General features: G+C 67.1%; 18 protein-coding genes and 1 pseudogene. 5 read left to right on the top strand and 14 right to left on the bottom strand.

Annotated features, from left to right (window positions below):
• Both MRBLWH7_RS16845 and MRBLWH7_RS16840 read left to right on the top strand, forming a co-directional pair.
• Positions 1-1,419 (top strand): amidase, encoded by a 1,419-nt coding sequence (locus MRBLWH7_RS16845; RefSeq protein ID WP_341996571.1) that lies wholly within the window; start codon positions 1-3, stop codon positions 1,417-1,419.
• A gap of 343 nt (positions 1,420-1,762) precedes the next feature.
• Positions 1,763-3,121, top strand: coding sequence for an aspartate aminotransferase family protein (locus tag MRBLWH7_RS16840; protein WP_341996569.1), 1,359 nt, complete (start codon positions 1,763-1,765; stop codon positions 3,119-3,121).
• A 98-nt stretch (positions 3,122-3,219) separates the two neighbouring features.
• Here MRBLWH7_RS16840 and MRBLWH7_RS16835 read toward each other — a convergent pair whose 3' ends face one another.
• Positions 3,220-5,760, bottom strand: a complete 2,541-nt coding sequence (locus MRBLWH7_RS16835) for a CoA transferase (protein ID WP_341996567.1) — start codon at positions 5,758-5,760, stop codon at positions 3,220-3,222.
• A gap of 72 nt (positions 5,761-5,832) precedes the next feature.
• Positions 5,833-6,975 (bottom strand): iron-containing alcohol dehydrogenase, encoded by a 1,143-nt coding sequence (locus tag MRBLWH7_RS16830; RefSeq protein ID WP_341996565.1) that lies wholly within the window; start codon positions 6,973-6,975, stop codon positions 5,833-5,835.
• A gap of 160 nt (positions 6,976-7,135) precedes the next feature.
• Here MRBLWH7_RS16830 and MRBLWH7_RS16825 point away from each other — a divergent pair, with 160 nt between their 5' ends.
• From MRBLWH7_RS16825 to MRBLWH7_RS16815, 3 genes and pseudogenes are all read left to right on the top strand, one after another.
• Entirely contained in the window at positions 7,136-7,744 is a 609-nt protein-coding gene (locus MRBLWH7_RS16825) for a TetR family transcriptional regulator C-terminal domain-containing protein (protein ID WP_341996563.1), read from the top strand.
• On the top strand, positions 7,741-8,352 hold the full coding sequence (locus MRBLWH7_RS16820) for a TetR/AcrR family transcriptional regulator (protein WP_341996560.1): 612 nt from the start codon (positions 7,741-7,743) through the stop codon (positions 8,350-8,352). The genes MRBLWH7_RS16825 and MRBLWH7_RS16820 overlap by 4 nt, the downstream gene beginning before the upstream one ends.
• 7 nt (positions 8,353-8,359) lie before the next feature.
• A pseudogene (locus tag MRBLWH7_RS16815) lies at positions 8,360-8,893 on the top strand (LacI family DNA-binding transcriptional regulator); the annotation flags it as partial.
• A 52-nt stretch (positions 8,894-8,945) separates the two neighbouring features.
• Here the strand turns inward: MRBLWH7_RS16815 and MRBLWH7_RS16810 are convergent.
• From MRBLWH7_RS16810 to menE, 12 genes are all read right to left on the bottom strand, one after another.
• Positions 8,946-9,239: a transposase gene (locus tag MRBLWH7_RS16810; protein WP_341996557.1), complete on the bottom strand. Its 294-nt coding sequence runs from the start codon at positions 9,237-9,239 to the stop codon at positions 8,946-8,948.
• Between the two features lie 222 nt (positions 9,240-9,461).
• Positions 9,462-12,638, bottom strand: a complete 3,177-nt coding sequence (locus MRBLWH7_RS16805; protein ID WP_341996555.1) for a hypothetical protein — start codon at positions 12,636-12,638, stop codon at positions 9,462-9,464.
• 32 nt (positions 12,639-12,670) lie between these two features.
• Positions 12,671-14,038 carry a sugar ABC transporter substrate-binding protein gene (locus MRBLWH7_RS16800; RefSeq protein ID WP_341996553.1) on the bottom strand — a complete coding sequence of 456 codons (1,368 nt, stop codon included), beginning with the start codon at positions 14,036-14,038 and terminating at the stop codon, positions 12,671-12,673.
• 66 nt (positions 14,039-14,104) lie between these two features.
• Positions 14,105-15,055, bottom strand: a complete 951-nt coding sequence (locus MRBLWH7_RS16795) for a carbohydrate ABC transporter permease (protein WP_341996550.1) — start codon at positions 15,053-15,055, stop codon at positions 14,105-14,107.
• Positions 15,056-15,065: 10 nt separating this feature from the next.
• Positions 15,066-15,968 carry a sugar ABC transporter permease gene (locus MRBLWH7_RS16790; protein WP_341996548.1) on the bottom strand — a complete coding sequence of 301 codons (903 nt, stop codon included), beginning with the start codon at positions 15,966-15,968 and terminating at the stop codon, positions 15,066-15,068.
• A complete protein-coding gene (locus MRBLWH7_RS16785) occupies positions 15,965-18,160 on the bottom strand; it encodes an alpha-galactosidase (RefSeq protein WP_341996546.1) in 2,196 nt (731 codons plus the stop codon). The genes MRBLWH7_RS16790 and MRBLWH7_RS16785 overlap by 4 nt, the downstream gene beginning before the upstream one ends.
• A gap of 332 nt (positions 18,161-18,492) precedes the next feature.
• Positions 18,493-19,545 carry a substrate-binding domain-containing protein gene (locus MRBLWH7_RS16780; RefSeq protein ID WP_341996544.1) on the bottom strand — a complete coding sequence of 351 codons (1,053 nt, stop codon included), beginning with the start codon at positions 19,543-19,545 and terminating at the stop codon, positions 18,493-18,495.
• A 413-nt stretch (positions 19,546-19,958) separates the two neighbouring features.
• The gene (locus MRBLWH7_RS16775; RefSeq protein WP_341996542.1) at positions 19,959-20,243 is read right to left on the bottom strand and encodes an SDR family oxidoreductase; all 285 of its coding nucleotides are present in this window, start codon (positions 20,241-20,243) and stop codon (positions 19,959-19,961) included.
• A 47-nt stretch (positions 20,244-20,290) separates the two neighbouring features.
• Positions 20,291-22,000, bottom strand: coding sequence for a cytochrome b/b6 domain-containing protein (locus tag MRBLWH7_RS16770; protein WP_341996540.1), 1,710 nt, complete (start codon positions 21,998-22,000; stop codon positions 20,291-20,293).
• Between the two features lie 6 nt (positions 22,001-22,006).
• Entirely contained in the window at positions 22,007-22,972 is a 966-nt protein-coding gene (locus MRBLWH7_RS16765; protein WP_341996538.1) for an electron transfer flavoprotein subunit alpha/FixB family protein, read from the bottom strand.
• Between the two features lie 10 nt (positions 22,973-22,982).
• On the bottom strand, positions 22,983-23,759 hold the full coding sequence (locus tag MRBLWH7_RS16760; protein ID WP_341996536.1) for an electron transfer flavoprotein subunit beta/FixA family protein: 777 nt from the start codon (positions 23,757-23,759) through the stop codon (positions 22,983-22,985).
• Complete coding sequence (menE, locus tag MRBLWH7_RS16755) at positions 23,756-25,282, bottom strand: o-succinylbenzoate--CoA ligase (RefSeq protein WP_341996534.1); 1,527 nt, start codon at positions 25,280-25,282, stop codon at positions 23,756-23,758. The genes MRBLWH7_RS16760 and menE overlap by 4 nt, the downstream gene beginning before the upstream one ends.
• Positions 25,283-25,319 lie beyond the last annotated feature (37 nt).

Here is a 25,319-nt window from a genome sequence, read left to right as displayed (position 1 = left end):
ATGACAACGAACTCACAGCCCATCTGGCGCAACAGCGCCCGTGAGATCGCACGACTCGTCCGCGAGGGCGAGGTGTCGGCGCTCGAGGTGGTCGAGTCGCACCTCGCACGGATCGCCGAAGTCAACCCGCGCCTCGGCGCGCTCACCGTCGTGTTCGCGGATCGAGCCCGCGAACTCGCCGCGCAGCTGGATCGCCGCATCGCGGACGGCGAAGAACTCGGCGACCTGGCGGGCGTGCCCATCTCCGTGAAGGAGAACATCGATCTGACCTGGTCGCCGACGACGGAAGGATGGACGTTCCTCGCGGACGCCCTCCCCTCAGAGGACGCCACCATCGTGCGCCGCCTCCTGGAAGCGGATGCGATCCCGATCGGCCGCGGCAACATGCCCGAGACCGGGTTGCGCTGGGACACCGACAACGAGCTGTTCGGGCGCACCTACAACCCGTGGGACCGCACGCGGGTGCCCGGTGGGTCCAGCGGAGGCGATGCCGTCGCGGTCGCGACGGGCATGGTGGCACTCGGCCTCGGCAACGACTACGGCGGATCGCTGCGCCTGCCGGCGTACGCCGCCGGTGTGACCGCGCTGCGGCCGTCGGCCGGGCGAGTCCCGGCAGCGGGGCCGGTGCAGCCGTCGCCTCTCACCGAGCAGTTCTTCTCCGTCAACGGCCCGATCGCGCGACACGTGGACGATCTCAACATGGCCTTCTCGCTCATGCATGGCGCGGATGGGCTCGATCCTGCCACGGCATCCATCCCTCACCCGCTCGGATACGACGGCATCCGAAAGGTCGCGCTGACGCGCGACCCGCTCGGCTGGGGCGTCGACCCGGAGGTGGCGCAGGCGCTCACGATCGCCGCCGACGCGCTGAGCGACGCGGGGTGGGACGTGGACGAGGTGGAACCTCCCATGATCGAAGACGCCGCGGTGCTGTGGCGTCAGCTGTCGGTCACCGAGCTCGTGGGCTTGTTCCGGCCGGGAGCACGCCCTGCTCCTCTGGGCGCTGGCGCCATGCAGTACTTCCTCGACAACGCCGACGAGACGGCCGTGTTCGGTTCGGTCGGCGACTATGCCGACGCCTGGGGGCAACGGCTCGTCATCGCCGCCGCGTGGGAGCAGTTCCAGTCGGAGCACCCGGTCGTGCTCGGACCGGTCTCCGCTCGCCGGATGCCGTTGATCGGCTACGACCTCTCCGGCCCGACAGCGACGACTCAGCTGTGGCGCGACCATCGGCTGCTCGTCACCGTGAACTTCCTCGGCCTCCCCTCGGTCGCGGTGCCCACCGGACTGGACGCTGACGGCATCCCCTCGGGTGTTCAGCTGATCGCGCCGCGCAACGGTGATCACATCGCCCTGGCTGCGGCGCGCGACGTCGAGGCCGTGGTCGAAACTGTGACGCCGATCTCCCAGCCGGCGTGAACTCCTGGGAGACCGCTCGCTGAATAGCCGACCCCATCAGGCCGCGGCGAGTGGCCGCATCTCGTGACCGACGTCCGGAGGCATCACCCCAGACACTCGACCGAGTGGGGACAACGGATCTTCCCGGAACCTTCCCACTGGCCCAATTCCCGCACGACAGAAGCCCCGCGATCCCGTGTTTCCAAGGGTTCGCGGGGCTTCGACCCTGGGGGTGACGGTGGAGGTTGAGCTCAAAGCAAGTGGCATTTCACCCCTGTGCGAGGGGTTGTCAGGGAGATCTTCTCCCGAGTACCCTATTGATTGAACCACCAATCAATAAGTACAGAGAAGAGAGAGCTTGAATATGGCTGAAACAGATGCGGTGGAGCGGCTCATCGCTCAGGAGCAGACGGCGTTCTTGAAGCGTCAGCCGCGGAGTGCGGAGTTCGGAGCGGAGGCCGCGAAGTATCTCGCGGGCGGTGCGACGTCGAGCTGGCAGATCGCGAAGCCGCAGGCCGTCTGGATGACGCACGGTGAAGGGTCGAAAGTCTACGACGTCGACGGCAACGAGTACGTCGACATGCACGGCGGGTACGGTGCCTCGATCGCCGGGCACGCCCATCCGGCGATCGTCGAGGCCGTCAGCGATCGCGTGCGCCGGGGCACCCACTTCGCACAGCCGACCGAGGACGCGATCTGGGTCGGCTGCGAGCTCGCGAACAGGTTCGACCTGCCCCTTTGGCGGTTCGGGAACTCCGGCACAGAGTCGACGATGGACGCCGTTCACCTGATGCGGGCCGTAACCGGACGCGACCTGATCCTCAAGCTCGAAGGCGGCTACGACGGGCACCACGACTCCGTCCAGGTCTCGGTCATGCCCGACGCTGCCGAGATCGGCCCCGCGGAACGACCCACGGGCGTGATCGCGAACGGCGGAATCCCCAAGGCGTTCACCGACCTGACCATCGTCGTGCCCTTCAACGACCTCGAAGCGGTCGAGCGGGCACTCATCGAGCACGAGGGGCGGGTCGCGGGCATGCTGCTCGAGCCCGTCATGATGAACGCCGGCATCATCCCGCCGGACCCTGGGTACCTGCAGGGCCTGAAGGATCTGCTGCACCGGCACGGTGCACTGATGGCGTTCGACGAGGTGAAGACCGGATTCACCACCGGCCCGGGTGGCGCGACCGCCCTGTACGGGGTTACTCCCGACATCGTCTGTCTGGCGAAGGCCCTCGGCGGTGGCATTGCGGTCTCGGCCATCGGTGGTACCCGCGAGGTCATGAGTGCCATCGTCGACGGCCGCTACGACCAGGTGGGGACTTTCAACGGCAACCCCCTCGCGATGGCTGCGGCGCGCGCAACCCTGTCCGGGGTGCTGACCGCGGACACCTACACCCACCTGGACTCCCTAGCCAGCTCGCTGCGGACGCAGATGGAGGCAACCATCGCCGAGTACGGCCCCGCGTGGAGTGTCGTGAGCGTTGGGGCGAAGGGATGCGTCACGTTCACGCCAGAGCGGGTGCGGAACTTCCGGGACTTCCTGGGTGTGGACGACCGGTTCAGCCACGCGCACTGGCTGGTGCAGCATAACAATGGGGCGTTCTTGCCGCCGTGGGGCAAGGTCGAGCAATGGCTGATCTCCGCTCAGCACACGCAGGACGACATCGACCTGTTCGCCCGCAACTTCCGCACCTTCGTGGAAGGCTCCGTCGACCGGTAGCAGAACAAGGTGAAGGCCCCGGATCCCCAGCCCGGGATCCGGGGCCTTCCGATATCGCAGGTCTGGAGTGACGTTCGTGCCGAAATCCTGGACGTGCCTCAGGAGGGCAGGTATTCCCGGCTCCAGCTCTCGCTGATGACGCCCGACGCGAGTAGCTCCTGGATTCGGCTCGGCTGATAGCCGACGGCGGTGAGGATCGCACGGGTAGATGTCCCGTACTTCTCAGCTGGCACCGGCGCGAGGATGGTTCCGTCGGTGAGCCGCACGCCGAGCGGGTCGAGCTGAGTCACGACGTGCCCGCTGGGGTGGTCGGGGAACCGGGAGAAAGCGTAGCTGCTCCTGGTACCGGTGCCCGGTGTGCAGTCCGCGTCGCGCGCATACTCGGCGCGCAGACTACCAATGCCTGCGCAGGCGACGCCACCGATGCCGGCCGCTGTGAACCGCTCCTGCCACATTGCCGCACTGGCGCCGAGCAGGGCCGAGCTGAGGGTGGTTTCGAGCTGTTCCGGCGCCAGGCCGCCGAGGGGCGGCAGCCCTTCGACGGTCGACAGGAGGTCGAGGTCGCGGTCGGGGACGGCGAGCATGATGCTGCCGGACGCAGTCGGGTATATGCGCTCTTGCGGGCCGTATCCGTGCGCCTGCCGGCCGCTGGGTTCGTCGAACGCGCCACGGTCCGAGTAGGTGAAGAAGAACGGCAGTTGCGCGAGACCGGTCAGCGCCGACAGGGAGGTCCGGGCACGATCGACGTGGCCGGTGGTCTCGCGCTGGTAGAGGGCGCAGGCTATGCCGAGCGCCGCCGCGAATCCGCACATCACGTCGATGGTTCCCACATGGGCGTGTTCCTCGGGGGTTTCCATGGAACCGCCGAACCGCAGCATGATACCTGTTGCGGCCTGGACAAGATCGTCGTAACCGAGGTAGTTCGTCCGCGGACCGGCGAGGACCCCGCTGAAGCAGTCCAGCTGGCAGAACACGGCGCGGGGATTGATCGCATGCAACGATTCGGCATTCAACCCCATCTGCCGGACCTGACGATCGGTCGCGTTCCAGATGACGACGTCGACGGACCGGACGAGGTCCTCGAGGATGGTCTTCCCCTCAGGGGATCGCAGGTCCACAAGCGCCGACTTCTTGCCGCGCATGTGGGTCAGCCCGAAGACGACGTGGTTCCACGGATCGAACAGCGGCTGCGCGGGGTCGATCTTGATCACCTCGGCGCCGAACCGGCTGAGGAAGGCGCCCGAATGCGGGCCGGCGATCACGTTGCACAGGTCGAGCACCCGAACGCCCTGCAGCCACGGAGCGCCCGCTGGCGCCGCCGCCTCCCGAGGTTCCTGGCGCAGGGTTCGCGCGAACCGGTCTTTCGCGTCCGTGATCGAGCCCCACATCCGTGGAGTCGGGTGCAGCATGTCCGTCGCGCTCTCGGTCAGCCAGGCGATCGGGCCAGGTTGGATCATGGGGCCGAGCACGGGATCATCCACCTCGACCACGAGCGCAGCTTCGCGGACGTGTGGGTCGTCGATCCACTCCGACAGCCAGTTCTGTGACGTGCCGGGGAACTGGCCCTCCCCGAAGATGCGGTTCCATTCGTCCGAGGTCTTCGTCAGGAACACTTCTTTCATCCGCGCGGCAATCGTGTCCGCCCAATCCTTGGGGAGCGGATACGAGCCGAGCGAGGCGGTGGAGGACCATTCCGATTTCGGCAGGTAGACGTCGTCCTCCTCTTTCAACCCGAGCACGACCATCTCGTCGTAGAGACCGAGCGCCTGCAGGCACCGCTTGGCGTGATAGCGGTGGCTCGGGCACACGACGTAGAACATGCGCCCGTCGCTGCACCGATAGCTGCGATAGAACGGGTCGAGCAGTTCCTGGAGCTCGTCGTAGGTGACGTCCATCGCCAGTCCGAGTTCGCGGCGGCGGAGGATCTCGAGCTCCCGCTGGGTCTTGTAGCGGTCGGGATAGTCCTCTACGTGGATCGAGTTGTACGTCAGCCCCTCCATCGCAGCGCTCGCCAGCGGCACCTCGATGTGATCGCCTCTCCCGGTCTGTGCGCGTCCATACAGGGCGAGGGCAACCGATGCTGCGGCGATGCTCGTCGCGTACGCGGAGGCAAGTGGGAGAGGGGAGAAGGAGGGGTTGACCCCCATCAGCACCCGGTTCAGTCCCATGTCGGTGAACACCCCGGACGCGGCTGCGACGATCGACTCGAACGCCTTCCACTGGGACCGGAGCTCGTCGTCCGACGCGAACCCCGGGATCGACAACGTGATCAGCCCCGGCTTCGCCCGCCGTAGCTCCGCGAGGTCGAGACCGAGCCGGGAGAGGACTCCCGGACGGAAGTTCTCCACCACGACATCTGCTTCCATCGCGAGAGTCCGTGCGTCGTCGAGGCCCTGGCCGGACTTCAGATCCAGCGGGACGATGAGCTTGTTGCGATTGAGTACTGCGTTGGAAGGACTGTCCCACCTCGGGCCGTCGGGATGCTCGATCCTCACCACTGTCGCTCCGAGGTCGCCGAGAACCATCGCCACGGCGGGTCCTGCGATGTACTGCCCGAGATCGAGCACGTTGATCCCAGCCAGCGGAAGTTTCGACGTGTGCTGAAGAGCGTCCGACGAGGGGTGGTTAGGTGCGGACACGCGCCTCCTTGGGTCTGTAGCGACGGTCAGCCCGAGTCAGGGCTGAACGATGAGGGTGGGCCGGTCTCAGGTTCAGAGCGGGCGTGCGTCGAAGACCCGCGCATACAAGTCCTCGACCTGCTCGCGCGACGGCACGACGGGATTGTTGGCGGGCGAGCCCGATGCAATCGCCTGTTGCGCCATCGTCGGGATGAGTGCGTCCCACACAGATCGGTCGATCCCATAGCTCGCCGGCGTCGGGACAGCGAGGTCCGCACACAGCTGCCGCAGCCAGTCCACGAGCCTCCGCGCAGCTGTCACGTCGCTCGCGTTCGGCCGTGAAGCTCCTAGCACACGGGAGATCTCGGCATATCTCTCGGGTGCGCCTGCGATCGAGAACTCTGTGATTGTGGGAAGCAGCATCGCATTGGAGAGGCCGTGGGCGACATGGAAATTGCCCCCGATCGGGCGGCTCATCCCGTGGATCAAGGTGACGCTCGAGTTTGAGAACGCGATCCCCGCTTGCAGGGAGGCGAGCATGAGCGAATCCCGTCCGGCCCGGTCGCCGCCGTCGGCATACACGCCCCGGATTGCAGCACTTCCGGTGCGGAGAGCGGCGAGCGCCATCGAGTCCGAGAACGGACTCGCCTTCCGGCTCACATATGCCTCGATCGCGTGGCACATCGCGTCCACTGCGGTATCGGCGGTGAGGCGGGGCGGCTTCGACATTGTGAGCTCGAAGTCCAAGATCGCCGCAGCCGGAAGGAACCCGGGACCGGCGCAGAGCATCTTCTCGTTCGTGTCGCTATCGGTGATGATCGAGAACTGCGTCGCCTCCGACCCGCTGCCCGAAGTGGTCGGCACGGCAATCACCGGCAGCGCTGGCCCGTGGTTGACCCGTGGGGACTTGTAGTCCCGCATGTGGCCGCCCTGAGCGCTGAGCAGCGCGAGAGCCTTGCCCGTGTCGATCGGGCTCCCACCACCCACTGCGACGATCGCATCCGCGCCGTGCGCACGCACCGCGGACAACCCCGCGCCAAGTGATGCCGTCGTGGGGTCGGGCACGGTCTCCGCGAACACTGCCGCGTGCGCACCAGCCGTGGCCAGGTGCTCGACGACAAGCGCGGCGACACCGGTCGAGACCATGAACGAATCGGTCACCACCAACGGGCGTCGCGCCCCCAGCGCGGTCACGACCTCGCCCACCTGTGTGATCGCGCCACCCCCGATCCTCATGACCCGAGGCATCAACACTGTTGCGACCATGAGAGCAGTCCATCCTGTCGAGTAGCAATAATAGCATATTATTTAGAGTGGGTGACGGTAACTGCGGACTGAGCCGTCGCCCGCAATCGCGTGACGCGGAAGGCCGCCGGTAGAATTCGGGCGGAGGCACATGTTGGCGGGCGACGAGGTCGAAGATCGGAAGCGAGCGGTGATGGCCGCGGCGGAGTCTCTCATCGCCGAGGAGGGGTACGAGACCGTTCGCCTGCGCGACATCGCTCGACGGGCTGGTGTGTCGATCGGATCGATCCAGCACTACTTCGACACCCGTGACACTCTCCTTTTGGAGACGGTGAGCGCGGCGAGTTTGCGACGAGCGCGGGAATGGGCCCAGCTCGGCGCCGAATATGACGACCCGACTACACGGATGCGCGCGCTCCTCCGGGGATCGGTCACGGACCGCGAGCGGTGTGCCGCGTGGATGACGATGTGCTCCGCGGCGACCCGGCACCCAGAACTTGTGCCGCATGTCGCCACGATCTACGACTCGTGGCGAGCGTCCTTGGCCCGCACGCTGCGCGACGGCGTCGAGGCTGCCGTCTTCTCGCCGACCCAGCCGGACGACCAGGTTCTAGACACGATCATGGCGGTGATCGATGGCCTGATCGTCGACGCCGGCCTGAACATCCAGCCGTTCGACCCAGAACGATCGGGAACGCTTCTGGAGCAGGTCGCCGGACTCCTCCTGCAGATTGATTTCACCGAGGTGCGACGACCATGACACCCCAAGCACCCAGCGCATCCCCCGCCCGCAGTGAAGAAGCCGCTGAAGCACGCAAGCAGCAGATCCTCATGGCAGCTGCCGACCTCATCGCCGACAAGGGATTCGCCGCCACTCGGGTGGGCGACATTGCCAAACGCGCGAAGGTCAGTCACGGGCTTGTCAACTTCTACTTCGGCAGCCTGGAGAACCTCCTGATAGAAGCGCTCCTTTCCACCGAGGAGCGCTTCTATGAGGTAGCCGACAGCATCGCGACACGACCGACATCAGGCACGGAGCGTCTGCGTCGCCTGGTGGAATGGGTGTTCTCCGAAGACAGTCGGCAGACTCGAGCCTGGACCCTCTGGCTCGAAAGCTGGGCTGAGGCCGCTCACCGAGACGTCGTCGCTGACGCGCGGGCCCGACAGGATGAGCGCTGGCGGACACTCTTCGACAACGCTGTCGCCGACGACTTCCCCGGGAGCGAGGAGGAACGTGAGTCCGCCATCCTCACGTTGGCCGCCCTGCTCGATGGCCTCATGGTGCAGGTCGCCCTCGAAGATCCGACCATCACAACGGCCAAGGCATACGAGCTGGGCGTCCGATACACGGAACAGATGATGAAGTAGTAGTGCAATGTGGCTGGTCCAGACGCGGCGCCGGGTGCCGCAACATCGCGATCGCGAACGGCAAGGGTGGCGTCGGCAAGGCGATGACAACCACGATGCTCGCCGCGGTGTTCGGCCGCTACGCGCACGAGTCGTCGACGATGAGGAAGGCGCCGGCCGCCTCCACACCGTTACGCCACACCGACGATGCGGCACCGGTTCGGTCCGCATCTCGGACGCCCGACGCGAGCGCGGCAAGCACTCCTGCGTCGCGCGGATCAGCGTCGCCGTGGATCCGAATATGTGGTCTCCACTTGCTCGGTCATCAATCCTCCTTGATGAAAACGTTGCAATTCTGCGACACGCTATTGAGCACGGGAAGGTCCGTCAAACAGAGGAATGCAATTCTGTGGAGATGCGAGCGAGGGACACCGTCACTGTGCGTGACGTGGCTGCCCGGGCTGGCGTGGGCCTCAGCACGGTCTGCAATGCCCTGAACCGCCCGCAGGTCCTCGCCGCCGAGACGCTGGCTCGAGTGCAGGCCGCGATCGATGATCTGGGTTACGTCCGCAATGACGCGGCCCGCTCACTTCGCCTCGGCAGCAGCGGGTACATCATTTTCCCGGCAGGTTCGCCTGCGCCAGATACGCCGCCGCTTTCTGCAGCACTTCGTTCTCTTGCTCGAGGAGCCGGTTCCGCTTCCGCAGCTCCCTCAGCTCCGCCGACTCCGACGCGGTCACCCCGGCACGATTGCCGTTCTCGACATCGGCCTGACGGAGCCAGTTCTGTAGGCACGTCTCGCTGATGCCGAAGTCGGTCGCGACTTGCTTGATCGTCATACCGTCCTCGCGGCGACGAGCGACGGCGACCACGTCGTCACGGAACTCCTTGGGATAAGGCTTAGGCACAACAACATCCTTCCAGCGGCACCCTCGGCACCACAGATCAGATGTCACCTCCCGCTGCACCGATCCCCATCTTCCCGCGCCCGCGCCGCGCCGATCACGCCGAAGCCCTCACACACAAACTTCCCGACACACCCGCCAGCCGGTTCGCGAAGCAAGAGGCGCCGCCCGGGACCAACCCGGACGGCGCCTTGCCAGGCCCTCGTGACAGAGAGCCACTAGGCATCAGTTGAGCGTGAAGGTGTACGTCTGGGTGTTGCCCGCGACGTCGAACACGACGAGCGTGTTCACCCCCTGCACGGCACCGAACGTGGGCGGCGCGATGAAGTTGACGTCCGACCACACGTTGTCGGTCAGGTCCTTCGTCTTGCCGTTGAGCTCGACCTTGTCGATCTTGCCCGCATCGTGGAGCTTGAACGAGATCAGATCGTAGGTCTCACCGGTCTTGACCGTGTAAGACGTCCCGTCTTTGATCGTCGCCGTCGGCGGGGTCGCATCGATCGTGACGTCGAACGTTCCGGTCTTCGCGACATTGCCCGCGAGGTCAGAGGCGTTGTACTTGATCGTGTATGCGCCGTCCGGCAGGGTAACGGTCGCCGAGTGGGTGGCCGTGCGCTCGCCGTCTGCCGCGGTCTGCGTGCTCTTGACCAGCTTGCCGTCCTTATAGATGTTGGCTACGACGCGTTGCAGGCCACGGTCGTCGGTGGCATCCACCCGCAGCTCCAGCGCTCGGAAGGGACCGGCCGTCGTCGGTGTCACCAGCGTGGCGATCGGCTTGACCGTATCGGGGTCGACTCGCTCGGTGACCAATGAGGCCATCAGAGGCGCCAGCTGGAACGCGTCGATGTTCGGCGCATCCCCCGTGGGGTTACCCACGACCAGCGCGCCGTCGTCGGTGGTGAGGTCGAGCGGGACGTTCTGCCACCAGAAGTTGAAGTAGCTGTAGTTGTACCGGAAGTACCCCGTCGCGCTGTTCTCACCCCCGACCTCGGTGACGGTCGCCCTCCGGCTGATGCCGTCGGTGTTGTACGGGTGCGTGGTGTTCCGTGTGGCGTTGCCGAAGTGGACCAGGAGGTTGTACTGGCCCGCATCGGTGCCGGACGGGCGCGGGATGGTGAGCGTGCGGCCGGCCGTGAGCCACCCCACGTACTGCCCCTGCGCGTTCGACCCGTAGGTCGCTGCCGGGGTCTCGACGGTCGTGCCCGTTGAACGCGTCACCGACGGGTCTTCCGCCTGGATGGTGACCACGCGCGAGTCGGCCTCTGCATTGCGCTCCAGCGTGACGCCGCGGACCTTCACTCCCGCTCCCGCGACGGTCAGCTCCTGGATCCCCTGCGCGACGTGGACCGTCGCCGTGGTCTTCCAGGTGCCGGCCGTCTCGGCACCGATGCCGCTGAGTTCGCGATCGTTGAGCTCGACCGCGAGGTCGGCGGCATCCGTCGTCTCGTACTCGACCGTGAGGTCGTAGTACCCGTCTTCGGCTGCACCCAAGTAGAAGGCCGCCTGGCCGTCGCTACCGAGGGTCGCGCCGCCGCCGAACGACCCCGCACCCCACGACACGGTGGCATCGCCCGACAGGCGGGCGAGCGTCGCCGGGTAGGTGGACTTCTCCGCGGCCGTGGCCTCGGTGAGGTCGAGACGGTCGAGTGCGACGTTGCTGCCCGGAAGCGCGGCCGTGCCGTTCTGGCTCGCCCGCAGCGACAGGGTGTGCGTGCCGGCCGTCAGGGTCACCGGTACTTCGACACGGCCCTTGTACGTGACGCTGAGCGTCGAGGTGTACTGCACGAGATCCTCGAAGGCGTCATCGACGAACAGCGCGTGACGACCGGACTTCATGTTCGTGCCGTCGGCCTTTTCGCTGGTCCCGTACTGGATGCCGAGAAGATACCTGCCATCACGCGGAACATCGACAGTCCACGTCGACGATGCAGCGGCGTTGGAGAACCCGCGCACGTCCTTGAAGCCCGACGTCGCCTGGGCGTTGGTCGCCAGACTCGTGACGGTCGCTCCCCCGGCGAGCGTGGTCGCCTCCGCTTCGACGCGGGTCTGCCACGCGGCATCCACGACCGGCGCCGACTCGACAGCGGGAGTGATGATCACCCGATAGGCGTCCATGGGGTCTCCATTGGGCACCGTGACGCTTCCGCCACCGGACCCGTCGAGGGAGATCCGCGTGGAGAGGATGACCGGCGGCTGCTCGGCGAACCCCTCCTGACCGCTGAACTGCGTGCGCTGCACCTGCACGTCGACCTGTCCGCCGAAGGTCGACGCGTCCAGGCCCGTGAAGCTCAGCTGCGCATCGACCTGACCCCCGCCGAACAGCACCGTCGCCGTCTTCCTGGACTCGTCGATCGCGGCGATGCCCTGCACCGTTCCGGGGCGGTTCGCCACGGGCGGGGTGAGCCGCACTGTCTCCCCGGTGAGGTCGGCGTACCACTTGACGAGCCACCAGGCACCGTTTCCGCCGTTGACCTGCGCCACGTGGTCGTCGAGGTTGCCCGACTGCGACCAGTACGCGACCTGGGCGTCGACCTTGGCCCGCTCGAACATCGACATCCACTGGATCATGCGACCGGGCACCCCGGTATCACGTCGCAGAGCGTACTCGGTGATGTTCACCGGCAGGTCTTCGATGCCGAGCTGGTCCTCGATGGATCGGAAGGTGGAGAGGTTGTACGAGAAGTACTGCAAGGACGAGTCGGACAGCTCGTGCCACGTCCACACGTCCGGCACCTGGTTGTGCTCCTTCGCGTACGCGAGGAAGTCGCGTGTGCGGTCGGCGTGCCAGTACGAATCGCCCATCGCCGCGACGCGCACGCCCGGCATGATCTCCTGAATGAGGTCGTACGCGGCCGACCAGTCGGAGAAGAACTGCTCCTTCCGCGTCGCCCAGTCGGCGTACCAGATCCAGTCGGGCTCATTGAACGGCGTGAAGATGTACCGCTCGTAGTCTTCCGGATCCGTGACGTCGGCGACCTTCTGCACGACCTTCTCGACGTGCGTCAGGTACTCCGCCTGGCCGGGATATGTGTTTCCCGCATAGGGCCACTGGGCGTAGTCGTCCTGGATGTTGATGTAGATCTCCTCGCCTCCTGACGAGAAGAAGTCGGGCGCATTGGTGAGAGCGCCGCCGTTGGGATGCTGGAGTCCGCCTTCAGGCATCTGAGTGACGTGGCGGACCCCCGCGCCGGCGACGACGGACGTCGTCGGCACGCCGGGATCGCCGAGACCGTACAGATAGCCCGTCGCTCCACCGTGTACGGCACCGGTCGAGTCGCTGAAATCGACAGTGACGGATTCGCTCGCGGCCACCGCCGGTGTCGCGACGGCCAGGACGCCTGCGGCCACCACGGCGGTGGTCAGCAGGATTCCACCTGCGCGTCTGGTGAGTTGGGTTGACATTGGTTCCACTCCTTCGGGGATCGGTGAGTTCGTCACTGGAACAGCGCGTTGACGCTGTCGTTCGCGGTCTTGAAGACGCTGCTGTCGGCACTGCCCTGCAGGAACGACTCGACCGCAGCCGTCACGGTGTCGTTGATCTCGGACCAGTGGTCGGCGATCGGCAGAAGGGCTGTCGTGCCGTCATCGACCTGCACGGTGAAGCCCGAGACATCCCACCCCTTTTCGGCGAACGCCGCAGTGGCCAGCTCCGTGGACGTCTTGATGGCGGGGAAGACGACGGCGTTCTCGGCGACGACGTCCTGACATGGGGCCGATCCCAGGTACTTCACCCACTCCCACGCCTGGTCCGGGTGCTCGCTGCCGGCCCAGATCGCATCCGAGAGGCCATTGAAGACGCTGGCGCGCTGCCCGCTCGGACCGACCGGCGTCGGCACGACCTTCGTAGGGACGTCGGACTGGCCGAGGTAGGACCCGTTCATCCAGCTGCCATCGGTGACCAGGGCGTAGCGACCGGCGAGGTAGCCGTTGAGCGGGTCGGCCTCGGACAGAGCGATGTCGACCGACGGCATGAAGCCGCGCTCCTGGAGGCTCTGGTACCACTCGATGGTCTCGACGAACTTCGGGTCGTCGAAGTTCCACTCGGTGGTCCAGGGCGTCTTGTCGCCGAAGTACCAGTCGTTGCCGAGCGCGTAGGGTGCCCACGTCTGCTGGCCCGACGCGTTCAAGCCGTTTCCGCTCAGCGCGAGACCGTACACCGCGACGTTGCGAGGATCGAACCCGTCCTCGTTGCCGCGCACGCCGTTCGCGTCGACGGTAAGCGCCGCGACCACCTCGTCGAAGGTGCCGGAGCCATCGGGGCTCCAAGCCAGCTCGGCCAGCTGTTCCGGTGTGATCCCGGCTTCCTCGACCATCTTCTCGTTGTAGAAGGTCGCGACGGTGTCGAAGTCCTTGGGGAGGCCGTACCGACCCCCCTCCTGGTCGACCCACAGCTCTGCGAGCCCGTCCTGGTAGATCGAGAGATCGATGCCGTCCTCCTCGACACGGTCGGAGATGTCGAGAAGCTGGCCCTGAGAGACGAACTCCGGGTAGTACGACAAGTGATCGGCGAAGACGTCCGGCGCGGTGCCCGAGGCGAAGCCCGTGGTAAGTCCCTGCCAGTAGTCTGCCCAGCCGAACTGCTCGATCTTGACGGTGATGCCGGACTCGGCCTCGAAGTCATCGGCGCACTGCTCGTAGGCGGGTTGTTGGTTGGAGTCCCAGAGCCAATAGGTGATGGCCTCCGGTTCCGCGGCCCCGGAGTTCCCTCCTTGTCCCGAACAGGACGAGAGCAGGAGGGCCGGGACGGAAGCCGCGGCGAGGGCGGCGACGATACGCCGGGTGGTGGGAGTGGAGTGCGACATTGCAGTTCGATCCTTCGGTGTGAGTGGTGCGGGTGTACGGGTGCTGTGCGCCACGGCGGCGCGCGCCTACTTGATTCCGGAGTAGCCGAGGTTGTCGATGAACCTTCGTCCGAAGATCAAGAAGAGGATGAGGACGGGCAGAGCTGCGATGAGAGTTCCCGCCATGAGTCCGGCCCAGTCGGGACCGGTCTGGGGTGTCTGAGCACGGAAGATGCCGAGGGCGACGGTGAGCACGCGCGAGTCCTCCCCGCGCCCCACCAGCAGCGGCCAGAAGTACTCGCCCCACGCGGTGATGTAAGTGAGCAATGAGAGCGTCACGACGGGCGTCGCCGACATGGGCAGGATGACGCGGAAGAACATCCGCGCGTGCCCGGCGCCGTCGATCATCGCCGCCTCTTCGATCTCGCGAGGAATGCCCAGGAAGAACTGACGCATGAAGAAGATCGCGAACGGCGTCATGAAGAAGAACGGCAGGATGATGCCCGCGAGCGTGTTCAGCAGGCCGAGGTCGCGGATCAGGATGAAGTTCGGCAACTGGACGAAGATCGGCGGAATCATCATCGCGGTCAGGAAGAGGAAGAACACGACGTCGCGCCCCTTCCAGGTCAGCCGCGCGAATGCGTAGGCCGCCATGGAGGAGAACAGCACCTGTCCCGCCGTGATCACCGTGGACACGACCACGGAGTTGCGCAGGTACAGCCAGAAGTCGATCGACCCCGTCGTTCCACCCTCGGCCGCTGCATCCTCGGGCGTGGCGAGACCGAGTACGCGACGGAAGCCGCCCAGGGTCGGGTCGACCGGGAGGAGGTTGCCGGGCTCGAGGTAGAGAGCGTTGTTGTTGGACAACGCGGTACGCAGCATCCAGTAGAAGGGGAAGAGGGTGATCAGCAGCACGATGCCGAGGATCGCCCACGCGACGATCCGCCCCCACCGGATGCGGCGTGGGCGCCGACGGTTCGGTGCGGCGGCCGACGGAGCCGGCGCGGCGACGGGGGCCCGGTGCGAAGTGAGAGTCATCTGCTGCTCCTCAGGCCAGGTCCGAGCGGTTGGACCGCATGATCTTGAGTTGGGCGTAGGCGATGATCGACAGGATCACGACGAGAAACACGGACAGGGCACTGGCGTAGCCGAGGTCGAATCGTTCGAAGGCCTGTTGGTAGATGTAGTAGTAGATGACGCGGCTGGCGTTGACGGGCCCGCCTTCGGTCGTCACCGCGACCGTGTCGAAGATCTGGAAGCTGCCGACCACGGTGATCACCATCACCAGCGCCAGCACCGGACGCAGCAGGGGCATCGTGATCGTCCAGAACATCCGCCACTCCGAGGCTCCGTCCAGCGACGCCGCCTCGTAGTACTGGCCCGGTATCACCTGCAGTCCCGCGAACAGAAGCAGCGCCGTGTACCCCACGAAGCGCCAGACGTTGATCAGGGCGATGGTCGGAATGGCCGTGGCGGGGTCTCCGAAGAAGGCGACGCGGTCGAGGCCGAAGGCATCGAGGGCGACGTTGATGATGCCCGTGGAATAGTCGGCCATCCAGAACCACACCAGCGCGACCACCACGTTGGCCACGAGGTAGGGCAGCAGGATGAGGCCCCGGATGGTGACGGAGCGCGTCAGTCGGTGGAGCAGGACGGCCAGCAGCAACGCGAGCACCGTCTGGACGCCGATGTTGATCGCAACGTACTGGACGGTCACGGCCAGCGAGTTCCAGAACAGCGGATCGGAGACCATCCGCACATAGTTGTCGGCGCCGATGAACTCACCCGAGCCGATGAGGTTCTGATCGGTGAAGCTGAACCAGAGCCCCCGCAGCGCGGGAACGAAGTAGAACGCGAGGAGGCCCAGCGCGGCCGGCGCGATGAACACGAGAGCCGCACGCAGGTCCGACCGGGGGCGGCGTGCTGGTCGGGATGTCGAGGTCCGGGTCATGACAGTTCCTCCACGCGGAGGTGCACGGCGTGGTCGACGGCCAACGCCGGGATCTGCACCCCGATCTCGCCGAGCATCGCGCCGGTGGCGATGAGGCCCTCGCCCCACCAACCGGGGTGGATGCGCGGGTCGATCTGCGACTCGGCGTCTGGACCCGCCGGGCGCACGCGGTAGCGCGCGGTGGGGCGCAGTCCCGGCAGGCGCACAGCACCGAGCGGCCAGGTCACAGGCCGCTCACGCAAGACCACCTGGTAGAGAGCCTCCGACTGGTCCGGGGCGATGGCCGCGGTCATCCATACGTCACCACCCTCGAGCGAACGGCGAACGACGCGGCCGGTGTGCACAAGTTGCCGGGTCTGCTTGTAGAAGGCGATCCACGAGCTCAGCTCATCGAGTTCGGCGGCGGTGGCGATCGACAGGTCCCACTCCACGCCGAGACTGCCGAACAATGCGGTCGCTGCGCGGAAGCTCAGATCGTTCTTGCGTCCGGTCGTGTGCGCACGTTCGGCGCCGATGTGACTGCCGACGAGCTCCGGCGGAAGCAGTTGCGCCGTCCACCGCTGGATCTGCTGACGCTCATGCGGGTCGATGCAGTCCGACGCCCAGACCCGGTCGGTGCGTTCGAGGATGCCGAGATCCACACGTGCACCGCCCGACGAGCACGATTCGATCTCCAACCCCGGGCATGCGAGTCTGATCTCGTCGAGGAGCCGGTACGCAGCCATGGTCTGCGCATGCACGCCGGCGCGGCCCGTGCGAGTGGATCCCGCGTCGACGAGATCGCGATTGTGGTCCCACTTGATGAAGTCGATGTCGTATCGCTGCACCAGCGCCACGATGCTGCTGCGGATGTGCTCGAATGCCTCGGGATGGGTGAGATCGAGGACCTGTTGGTGCCGCGCCTCGACGGGGAGGCGTCCCGGCACCTGCAGCAGCCATTCGGGATGGGCACGTGCGATGTCGGAGTCGAGATTGACCATCTCGGGTTCGAACCACAGACCGAAATCCATCCCGTGGTCTTTCACGGCCGAGACGAGTCGCTCGAAGCGTCCATCACCCCAGATCTCCTCGGCGATCGTCCAGTCGCCGAGGCCGCTGCGATCGTCACGCCGGGATCCGAACCAGCCGTCGTCGAGGACGAAGCGTTCGACACCCACGCGCGAGGCCAGTTCGACCAGTGGGACGACACGGGCAAGATCGTGCTCGAAGTACAGCGCCTCCCACACGTTCATCACGACGGGTCGGGCCGTGCGGGGATGCGCGGGGCGTGCGCGAAGGTAGTCGTGGAACCGGACGGCCACCTCGTCCAGGCCGTGGCCATACGCGCCGTACACCCACGGGCTCTCGTAGGACTCACTCGGTTCGAGCTCCACCTCGCCGGGCAGCAGCAGCTCGCCGCCGTAGAGCAGCCGCTCGCCCGTGAAAGCCCGCTCGGCGATGCTGCGGTGGTTGCCGCTGAAGGCGACATGCATGCCCCATGCGTCGCCGCGGTCGAAGTCGACCCCCGCCTCGGCTGCGATCAGCAGCGTCGCCGCGTCGGCACCGGTTCGTCCATGTCGTCCCTCCCTCGTATGCGCACCGACGGTGAACGCTCGGCACTGCGGCACCCGTTCCTTCGACCAGCGGCCCGCGAGGTCCAGCACCTCATCGGCGCGGGTGGGAACAGGAAGGGCAAGCTGTAACGCATCGAGCGTGTACGGGGTGGCACCGGTGTTCTCGAGAGTGGCTCGCAGCCGCACGAGACCGGACGGAAGCATCTCGATGCGCACCGACAGCTTGAGGCAGGTGAGCGCGTCGGCCGCGTGGATCTCGAGGTGACCACCGGGCACGTCCTCCCTCGTTTCGACGATCACGGACGTGGGTTGGAAGCGCGGCGACCAGTCGGCTCCCCGGCGGTGGCCAGAGATCCCGGGAGTGCCGGTCCACCCGGTCCATCCCTCGGGAAGAAGGGCGACGGGAAGCGGGGCATCGACGCCGTTGGAGGCGAAGGGCGGCCGGTTCGACCTCGTGGCAGCCGACAGGTCCTCGCCGCTCAGCGGGCCGGGGTCGGCTCCCCAGTGCACGACGGTGGGAAGAGCATCCTCGGGCACCTCGATGATCAGCGCCACCCCCGATGCAGCGAGGCGCACGCGACCTACGTGATGCGCGGTGCTGCCCTGACGACCGTCGACGTCGACCAGTGTTGTTCTCACCCGAAAACCAAGCTCTCCCCGCAACGGCGCGGCCTCTGCAAACGTTGGTCAAACCATAGCCGGGAATCTGACACTCTGCAAACGTTGGTCAGAAATCGTGTGTCGAAGGGCGCGCGATCACGGAAGCAGCGGCGGCGGTGGACTCCACGATCCTGAGCCAGGCGCTGACCTGACCCCCGTCGGAACCCGCACGTGCGCTGGCGTCCCCGGACACCGGACCCGACTCGTCGCAGATGACCAGAGCGGGCGGAGTAACCCCCGTGTCGCACTTCGAGTCGTGACCTGAACAGGCCACGAGACCGCGATCCGTGGCTGTCGGTCCGCGCCCACCCTCACTCGTTCAGCAGTCTCCTCGCGCGCGGGGGCGCCGCGCTGTCGCGGATGACGAGCGTGGGGGCGGCCGCAGAATCATCGGGCCGCTCGCCCGTGCGCACCCACTCATCGAGCAGTCCGAACGTGCGGCGACCCAGGTCGGCGAAGTCCTGCGCCACCGTCGTCAGAGCGGGAACCCACATCTGAGCGAACGGTTGATCGTCGAATCCGACGAGGCTGACGTCTTCCGGAACGCGGATCCCCCGCTCCTGGAGAGCGCGTGCCGCGCCGATGGCGATCTCGTCATTGCCGCACAGTATGGCGGTGACGTCCGGTCGATCGAGCAACGCCTGCGCGGCGTCATACCCCGACGTCGGCGAGTATCCCGCCTGTGTGATTTCAGGCACCGGTGCGCCGGCATCCTGAAGCGCCTTCCGCCAGCCCTGCGTGCGACCGCTGCGCACCCGCGTGTTCGGGATCGCCAGATGATGCACCGTGCGATGCCCCAGAGATAGGAGGTACTCAGTGGCCAGGCGCCCGCCTTCGGCATCGTCGAGGAAGGCGTGCGGGCGACTGCCTCGTCGACGGCGCGCACCCGCCGCAGCGACCACGGGCAAGGATTCCGGGAACGCCTCCAGGGTGCTCACCCCCACCGAGTCGAACTCGATGACGATCGCTCCGACGAGCGGCTGTCCCATCACGAGGTCGACCGTGCGGCTGATCTCCGCAGGGCTGTCGGTCTCGACCACCGCGATATTCACCACCATGCCCGCTGCGCGCGCTGCCTCCTCGATCCCGTGGAGGGTCGCCGCGTAGCCGAAACGAAAAGTGTTGCGTGCGAGCACCGCCACAGTGGAGCGGCGGCCACTCACCAGCGCTTGCGCGGCTGCGTTGGGCCGGTAGCCGAGTTCGGCGACGGCATCCAAGACGCGCGCGCGCAGAGCGATGCTGACCGGCGTCCTTCCGGTGAGCACCCGAGAGACCGTCGAAACGCTCACGCCAGCAAGATTGGCGACATCGGACAGCACTGGCAACACCGAGCCCCCTCCGGACCCTCCCGTACCGATGACCATCCTGGAAGAGTACCGCGATCCTGACCAACGACGGTCAAGGTGTGCAAGGCCCTCCCTGCGACATCGATCCCGACTGCCGTCGCGCTCAAGACCAGCCCGGGACCACCGAGGATGCCTCCCCGCCTGGTCCGCCGAAAGCGGACCTGCCCGGTAGCGGAGCCGTCTCGGCCACCCCACTTCCTGCTGGATCGGACGGATCGTGTTCGCCCTCGTCTCGCTACGAACACGCCTCGCTGATCTCCACCAGCAACCTGCCGTTGATGCGACGTCCGTCGTTGCGGACTTCGACCTCGATGGTTCCCGCCGGGACGACGAGGGCATCGGCGCTGGCGGATGGCCCACCCGGTCTCGGATTCACACAAACTGCGCAGGGCACTCTTGGGCTACCGGCGGTGCTCGCGCGAGTCTGGAGCTCAGGCGCCGGGCGAAGGTCGCACGCGGAGGTGCGTGACACCACCGTCCACGTCGAGGGCGATGCCGGTCGTCGAGCCCGATGCACGCGACGCATGGTAGAGGATCGCGTCCGCAACCTCTTCCGGCGTCACCATCCGCCCCGTCGCCTGGCGCGCGTCGAGCGCACGCCGCTCCGCTTCGGGGTCGTCGAACCCGCGGAGCATGTTGGCGAGGAACGGAGTGTCGACGGTGCCGGGTCGCACGCAGTTCGCCCGGATCCCCTCACCGACGTGATCCGCCGCCATAAATCATAAACTTGAACGTCGTCATCGCCGACGGCGCGACGGTCGTGTCAGCGGCCCGAGACTTTGCCGAAGAGGCGGGCGATCGGGGCGAGCACGAGCGGCCGGGCGGCTACCCAGGCGGCGGCGATGACGACGAGTGAGGCGACGAAGAACCAGAAACCGGTCCAGTTGTCGGCGTAGGCGTTCGGGTCGACCGAGCCCTGCGCCGCGTACATGTGGTTGAGGTTGCGCAGCGCGCCGGTCGCGAAGACGAGGAACACGTGCACGGCGATGAACGCCACGAAGTAGAGCATCACCGGGAAGTGCACCGCGCGGGCCCACTCGACCGGGTACGCCCTGTTCAGCCCGGTCGCGTTCTTCGGCCAGACGTGGCTCATCCGCACTCCCGTGGCGATCGCGAGCGGTGCGGCGAGGAACACGGTGGCGAAGTACGCGAGCTGCTGCAGCGAGTTGTAGTTCACCCACCCGTTCTCGGTGGGCCAGTCCAGCGACACGTACTGCAGCGCCGCCGAGACCGCGTTGGGGAACACCTCCCACGACGTGGGCACGATCTTCATCCACTGCCCGGTCACGACCAGCAGCGCCACGAAGATCACGCCGTTCACGATCCACAGGATGTCGAGCGACTGGTGGAACCACAGGTTCAGGCTCATCTTGCGGCGGCCGTTGTTGCGCGGTGACCAGAACACGCTCGGTCTCTTGTCGGTGCGCACCTGCAGACCGCTGCGGATGATCAGCACCATCAGGAACACGTTGAAGAAGTGCTGCCACCCCAGCCACGCGGGGATGCCGACCGGCGCCCCTTCGGGCAGGTGATACTCGCCGGGATAGGCCGCGAGGAAGTCCACGCCCCACTGCGTCGAGAGCAGCCAGCGGACCGCGAACACCGCCATGCCCGCCGCGTACAGCAGCCCGGCGCCGCCCACGATCACCGCGCCGGCCCACTGGCCGCGGGTGAACGGCCCGATGCGCTTCGGCTCGGGCCTGGCCGCCGGGCGGGTGCCCGCGGCCCTGCCCGCCCACACCGTGCGGCGGAACGGCAGCGGCTGAGACAGCGGGGTGCCGGTGGCGGTGGCGGGCGCCGCGGGCGCCACGGTTTCGATGGGGACGGATGCTGCCACCTCGGCGGCTGCCTCCGCCGGTGCTTCCGCAACCGGCGCGGGCGCGGCATCCGTCACCGCTGCAGGCGCGGCGATCGGCGCAAGACCCGCCGGCGGCCACGGCTCACCGCCGGCGACGCGGGGAAGCCCGCGTCGGAGGGTCTTCGCCCCCACCCCGGCCGCGGTCGTGGTGACCGCCGCAACCGGCGGCTCGACGGCCGAATCGACGTCGCGAACCTGGAGCTCGTCGTCGGCAGCTGGCGTTTCGACTCTGCGTTTCGACTCGCCGGCTCGCTCAACGACCGCGTTCCTCGCTCGCTCAACGACCGGGGACGGGGCGGCGGCTGCGGCACCCGCCGGCGGCCACGGCTCGCCGCCCGGCACACGCGGAAGCCCGCGACGCACGGCCCGCGCCCCGGGCGCCGACGCCACGGCGGTCGCGGCGCGCGAGGTGGCAGCATCCGCTCCGGCTTGTTCCGCCACCTGAACCTCAGCCGGAGCAGCCGCGCCGACCTCGGGGGTCGCGACACGCGGCGTCGCCTCCGAGGGCGCGGTGCCGTTGCCGTTCGCGCCGGGCGCGGCGCCGGCAGGGGGCCAGGGCTCGCCGCCGGGCACGCGCGGCAGACCGCGCCGCACCGAGGAACCGAACGTCGCCATCCCGGGTTACGCCTTCTTCGCCTCGAGCGCGGCGATCAGCTGCGGTACGACCGTGAACAGGTCGCCGACGACGCCGAAGTCCGCGATCTCGAAGATGGGGGCGTCCGCGTCCTTGTTGATCGCCACGATCGTCTTCGCGGTCTGCATTCCGGCCTTGTGCTGGATCGCGCCAGAGATGCCGAGGGCCACGTACAGCTGGGGCGACACCGACACACCGGTCTGCCCGACCTGGTACGAGTACGGCACGTAGCCGGCGTCGACCGCGGCGCGCGACGCGCCCACGGCGGCGCCGAGCGCGTCGGCCAGCTGCTCGACGAGGGCGAACTTGTCGCCCGACCCGAGCCCGCGTCCGCCCGACACCACCTTCGCCGCGCCGCGCAGCTCGGGACGCGACGACGACACCACGGCCTCGTCCACCGAGGTCACGGTCGCCGCCTTGCGGCCGGACGCACGCACCTCGAGCGGCTCGGCCTCGACGCCCGTCACCGCCTCGGCGCGGGCGTCGATCGATCCCTGGCGGATCGTGATGACCGGAGCGCCCCACGTGACGGCCGAGTCGACGTTGTACGCACCGCCGTACACCGAATGATGCGCGACGACGCCCTCCGCGTCCCGCGAGACGCCGACCGCGTCGACCGCGACGCCCGACCGGGTACGCGCGGCGTACCGGCCGGCGACCTCACGGCCCTCCACCGAGTTGGCCACCAGGATCGCGTCGGGCCGGACCAGGTCGGCAGCCTCCGTCAGCGCGTCCACCCGCGGGACAGTCAGCCCGTCGCCGGCCGGCGCGACCAGCACCGACGCGGCGCCGAGGGCCGCAGCATCCGTCGCCAGAGCGGGGTCGCCGACGATCACCGCGACCGGGGTGCCCACCGATGCGGCAGCCCCCAGCAGCTCGGCCGCCGTCTTGGCGAGCGCGCCCGACGGCGTGGTGTCGAGAAGGACCAGGATCGAGTCATCTGCGAACGTCATGTGCGGTTCCTCACGCGAGCCGGTTCTGGATGAGGAAGTCCGCGAGCTTCTGACCCGCGTCACCCTCGTCGACGATCTTCACACCGGCCTCCCGCGGCGGCTTCTCGCTGAGCGCGATCACGATCGACCGCGATGCGTCGGGGGTGTGCGGGTCGATCTCGAGCTCCGCCAGCGAGAGCGTCTCGAACGGCTTCTTCTTCGCCGCCATGATGCCCTTGAAATTCGGGAACCGCGCGTCCGGCAACGCCTCGGTGATCGAGATCACCGCCGGCAGCGCCGCCGTCACCTGCAGCGTCGCCCCGTCCGATGCCCGCGTGCCCAGCACCTCGCCCTCGCGGATCTCGACCGCGCTCAAATACGTCGCCGACGGCACATCGAGGATCTCGGCCACCATCGCCGGGACCACCCCGCCCACCCCGTCCGTCGACAGGTTGCCGCCGATCACCAGATCGAAACCGGTGCGCTGCAGCGCCGCCGCCAGCACCTCCGCCGTCAACCCCAGATCGGCACCCAGGAGGCCCTCATCCACCACCTGCACGGCCGACGAGGCGCCCATCGCGAGCCCCTTGCGCACCGACGCCGCCGAGGACTCCGGCGTCATCGACAGCACGACGACCTCCGTACCCGGCATCATGTCGGCGTACGAGAGCGCCACCTCCAACGCCCGCTCACCGATCTCGTCGAGCACGGTCTCGCTCGCGGCGCGATCGGCCAGACCCGTCTCCAACGACAGCCTGCGATCCCCATACGTATCCGGGACTTCCTTGACCAGGACGACGATCTTCATACGATCTCCTCCTCAGCGACTCGCGCCCGAAGCTCGGCTTTGCGCACTTTGCCCGAGGCGGTGCGTGGCAGCTCCTCGACGACCATCACCGCCTTGGGCAGCTTGTAGCGCGCGAGATGTCCCTGCAGGTGTGCGCGGACGTCGTCGAGAGTCACCGCGGTCCCCTCCCGCACGGTGAGTACAGCGACCGGCACCTCCCCCCAGCGGTCATCCCCCGCGCCGACGACTGCTGCGCCGGTGACGCCATCCATGCTGTAGAGAAGGTCCTCGATCTCTGCCGGGTAGATGTTCTCGCCGCCGGAGATGATCAAGTCCTTCAAACGGTCAGCTATGAACAGGTACCCGTCCTCGTCGAAGTAGCCGATGTCCCCCGAGCGGAACCATCCGTCGGTCGTGAACGCCGCAGCGGAAGCTTCTGCGAGGTTGTGGTACCCGAGGAACACGTTCGGGCCTGCAATCTGGATTTCGCCCAATGCTCCGATGGGGACGAGACCACCGGCGTCGTCTACTACTCGGACATCGGCGAAGAAGTGAGGCAGCCCGACGCTTCCCTGCTTCACGTGCGTCATGGTGGGGGCGAGAGAAGTCGCTCCCGGTGCGGTCTCAGTCAGCCCGTAGCCCTGCGAGAACGACAGACCTCGCTCCTCGAATGCGTCGAGCACGCGGGAGGGCACCGCCGAACCTCCACACGTGATCGTTCGCAGCGACGTCAGATTCGTATCCGCCCATCGCGGGTGCTCCGCCAGAAGTTGGAAGGTCGTGGGAACTCCGCTCACCATCGTCACGCTGAGCGATTCGATCAGGTTCAGAACTCGCCCTGCGTCGAATGCTCGCTCGACGACGAGTGTTGCACCCTTGAGGATCGCGGGAAGCGCACCCATCCCGAGGGCCGCTGCGTGAAACAGCGGGGAGATCAGAAGCGTCACGTCGGAAGTGACGATGTCGTAGTCGACGACGCAGTTGAGCGAGTTCCATGTCAGGTTCGCATGCGACAGGACCGCGCCCTTGGGCTTACCGGTGGTGCCGGAGGTATAGAGGATGACGGCGGGATCGTCGCCGCCCGCCGCCGCGTCGGCCCCGCCCGCCACGGGAACGATCAGACGCCCCAATCCTGGTCGGTCGAGCGTTCCTTGCCCGAGTTCCATGACGTGCTCGACTGCCGAAGCCTCAAGCGCTCCTACCGTGGTCGTGAACTCGGCGTCATGCAGCAGCATCCGCGCGCCGGAGTCGCGGAGAACGTGCGAGATCTCGGGTGCTGCAAGTCGCACGTTCACGGGAACGAGGACCGCTCCGATGCGCAGAACCCCGAACATCAGGACGAGGAACTCGGCGCTGTTGTTACCCAGGACCGCAACCCGATCGCCCTTCACGATTCCCTGCTCAGCGAGAAGCGACGCCACTCCATCGGCCGAGTCGGCGAACTCGCGATAGGTCAACGCATGGCCTGCGCTGATGATCGCGGTCTTCTCTGGAGATTTCAGTCTTCGTTTGACGAGCCAGTCGCCGATGCTGCCCACGCACATCGCCCGGGTCCTTTCTGGTGTAAGCGGGTCTCACTGT

Origin of the sequence: Microbacterium sp. LWH7-1.2 (assembly GCF_038397755.1) — a bacterium.
Lineage (GTDB): Bacteria > Actinomycetota > Actinomycetes > Actinomycetales > Microbacteriaceae > Microbacterium.
Note: the sequence above shows the minus strand (reverse complement) of the source record. Positions and strands in the feature narration are given on the sequence as shown.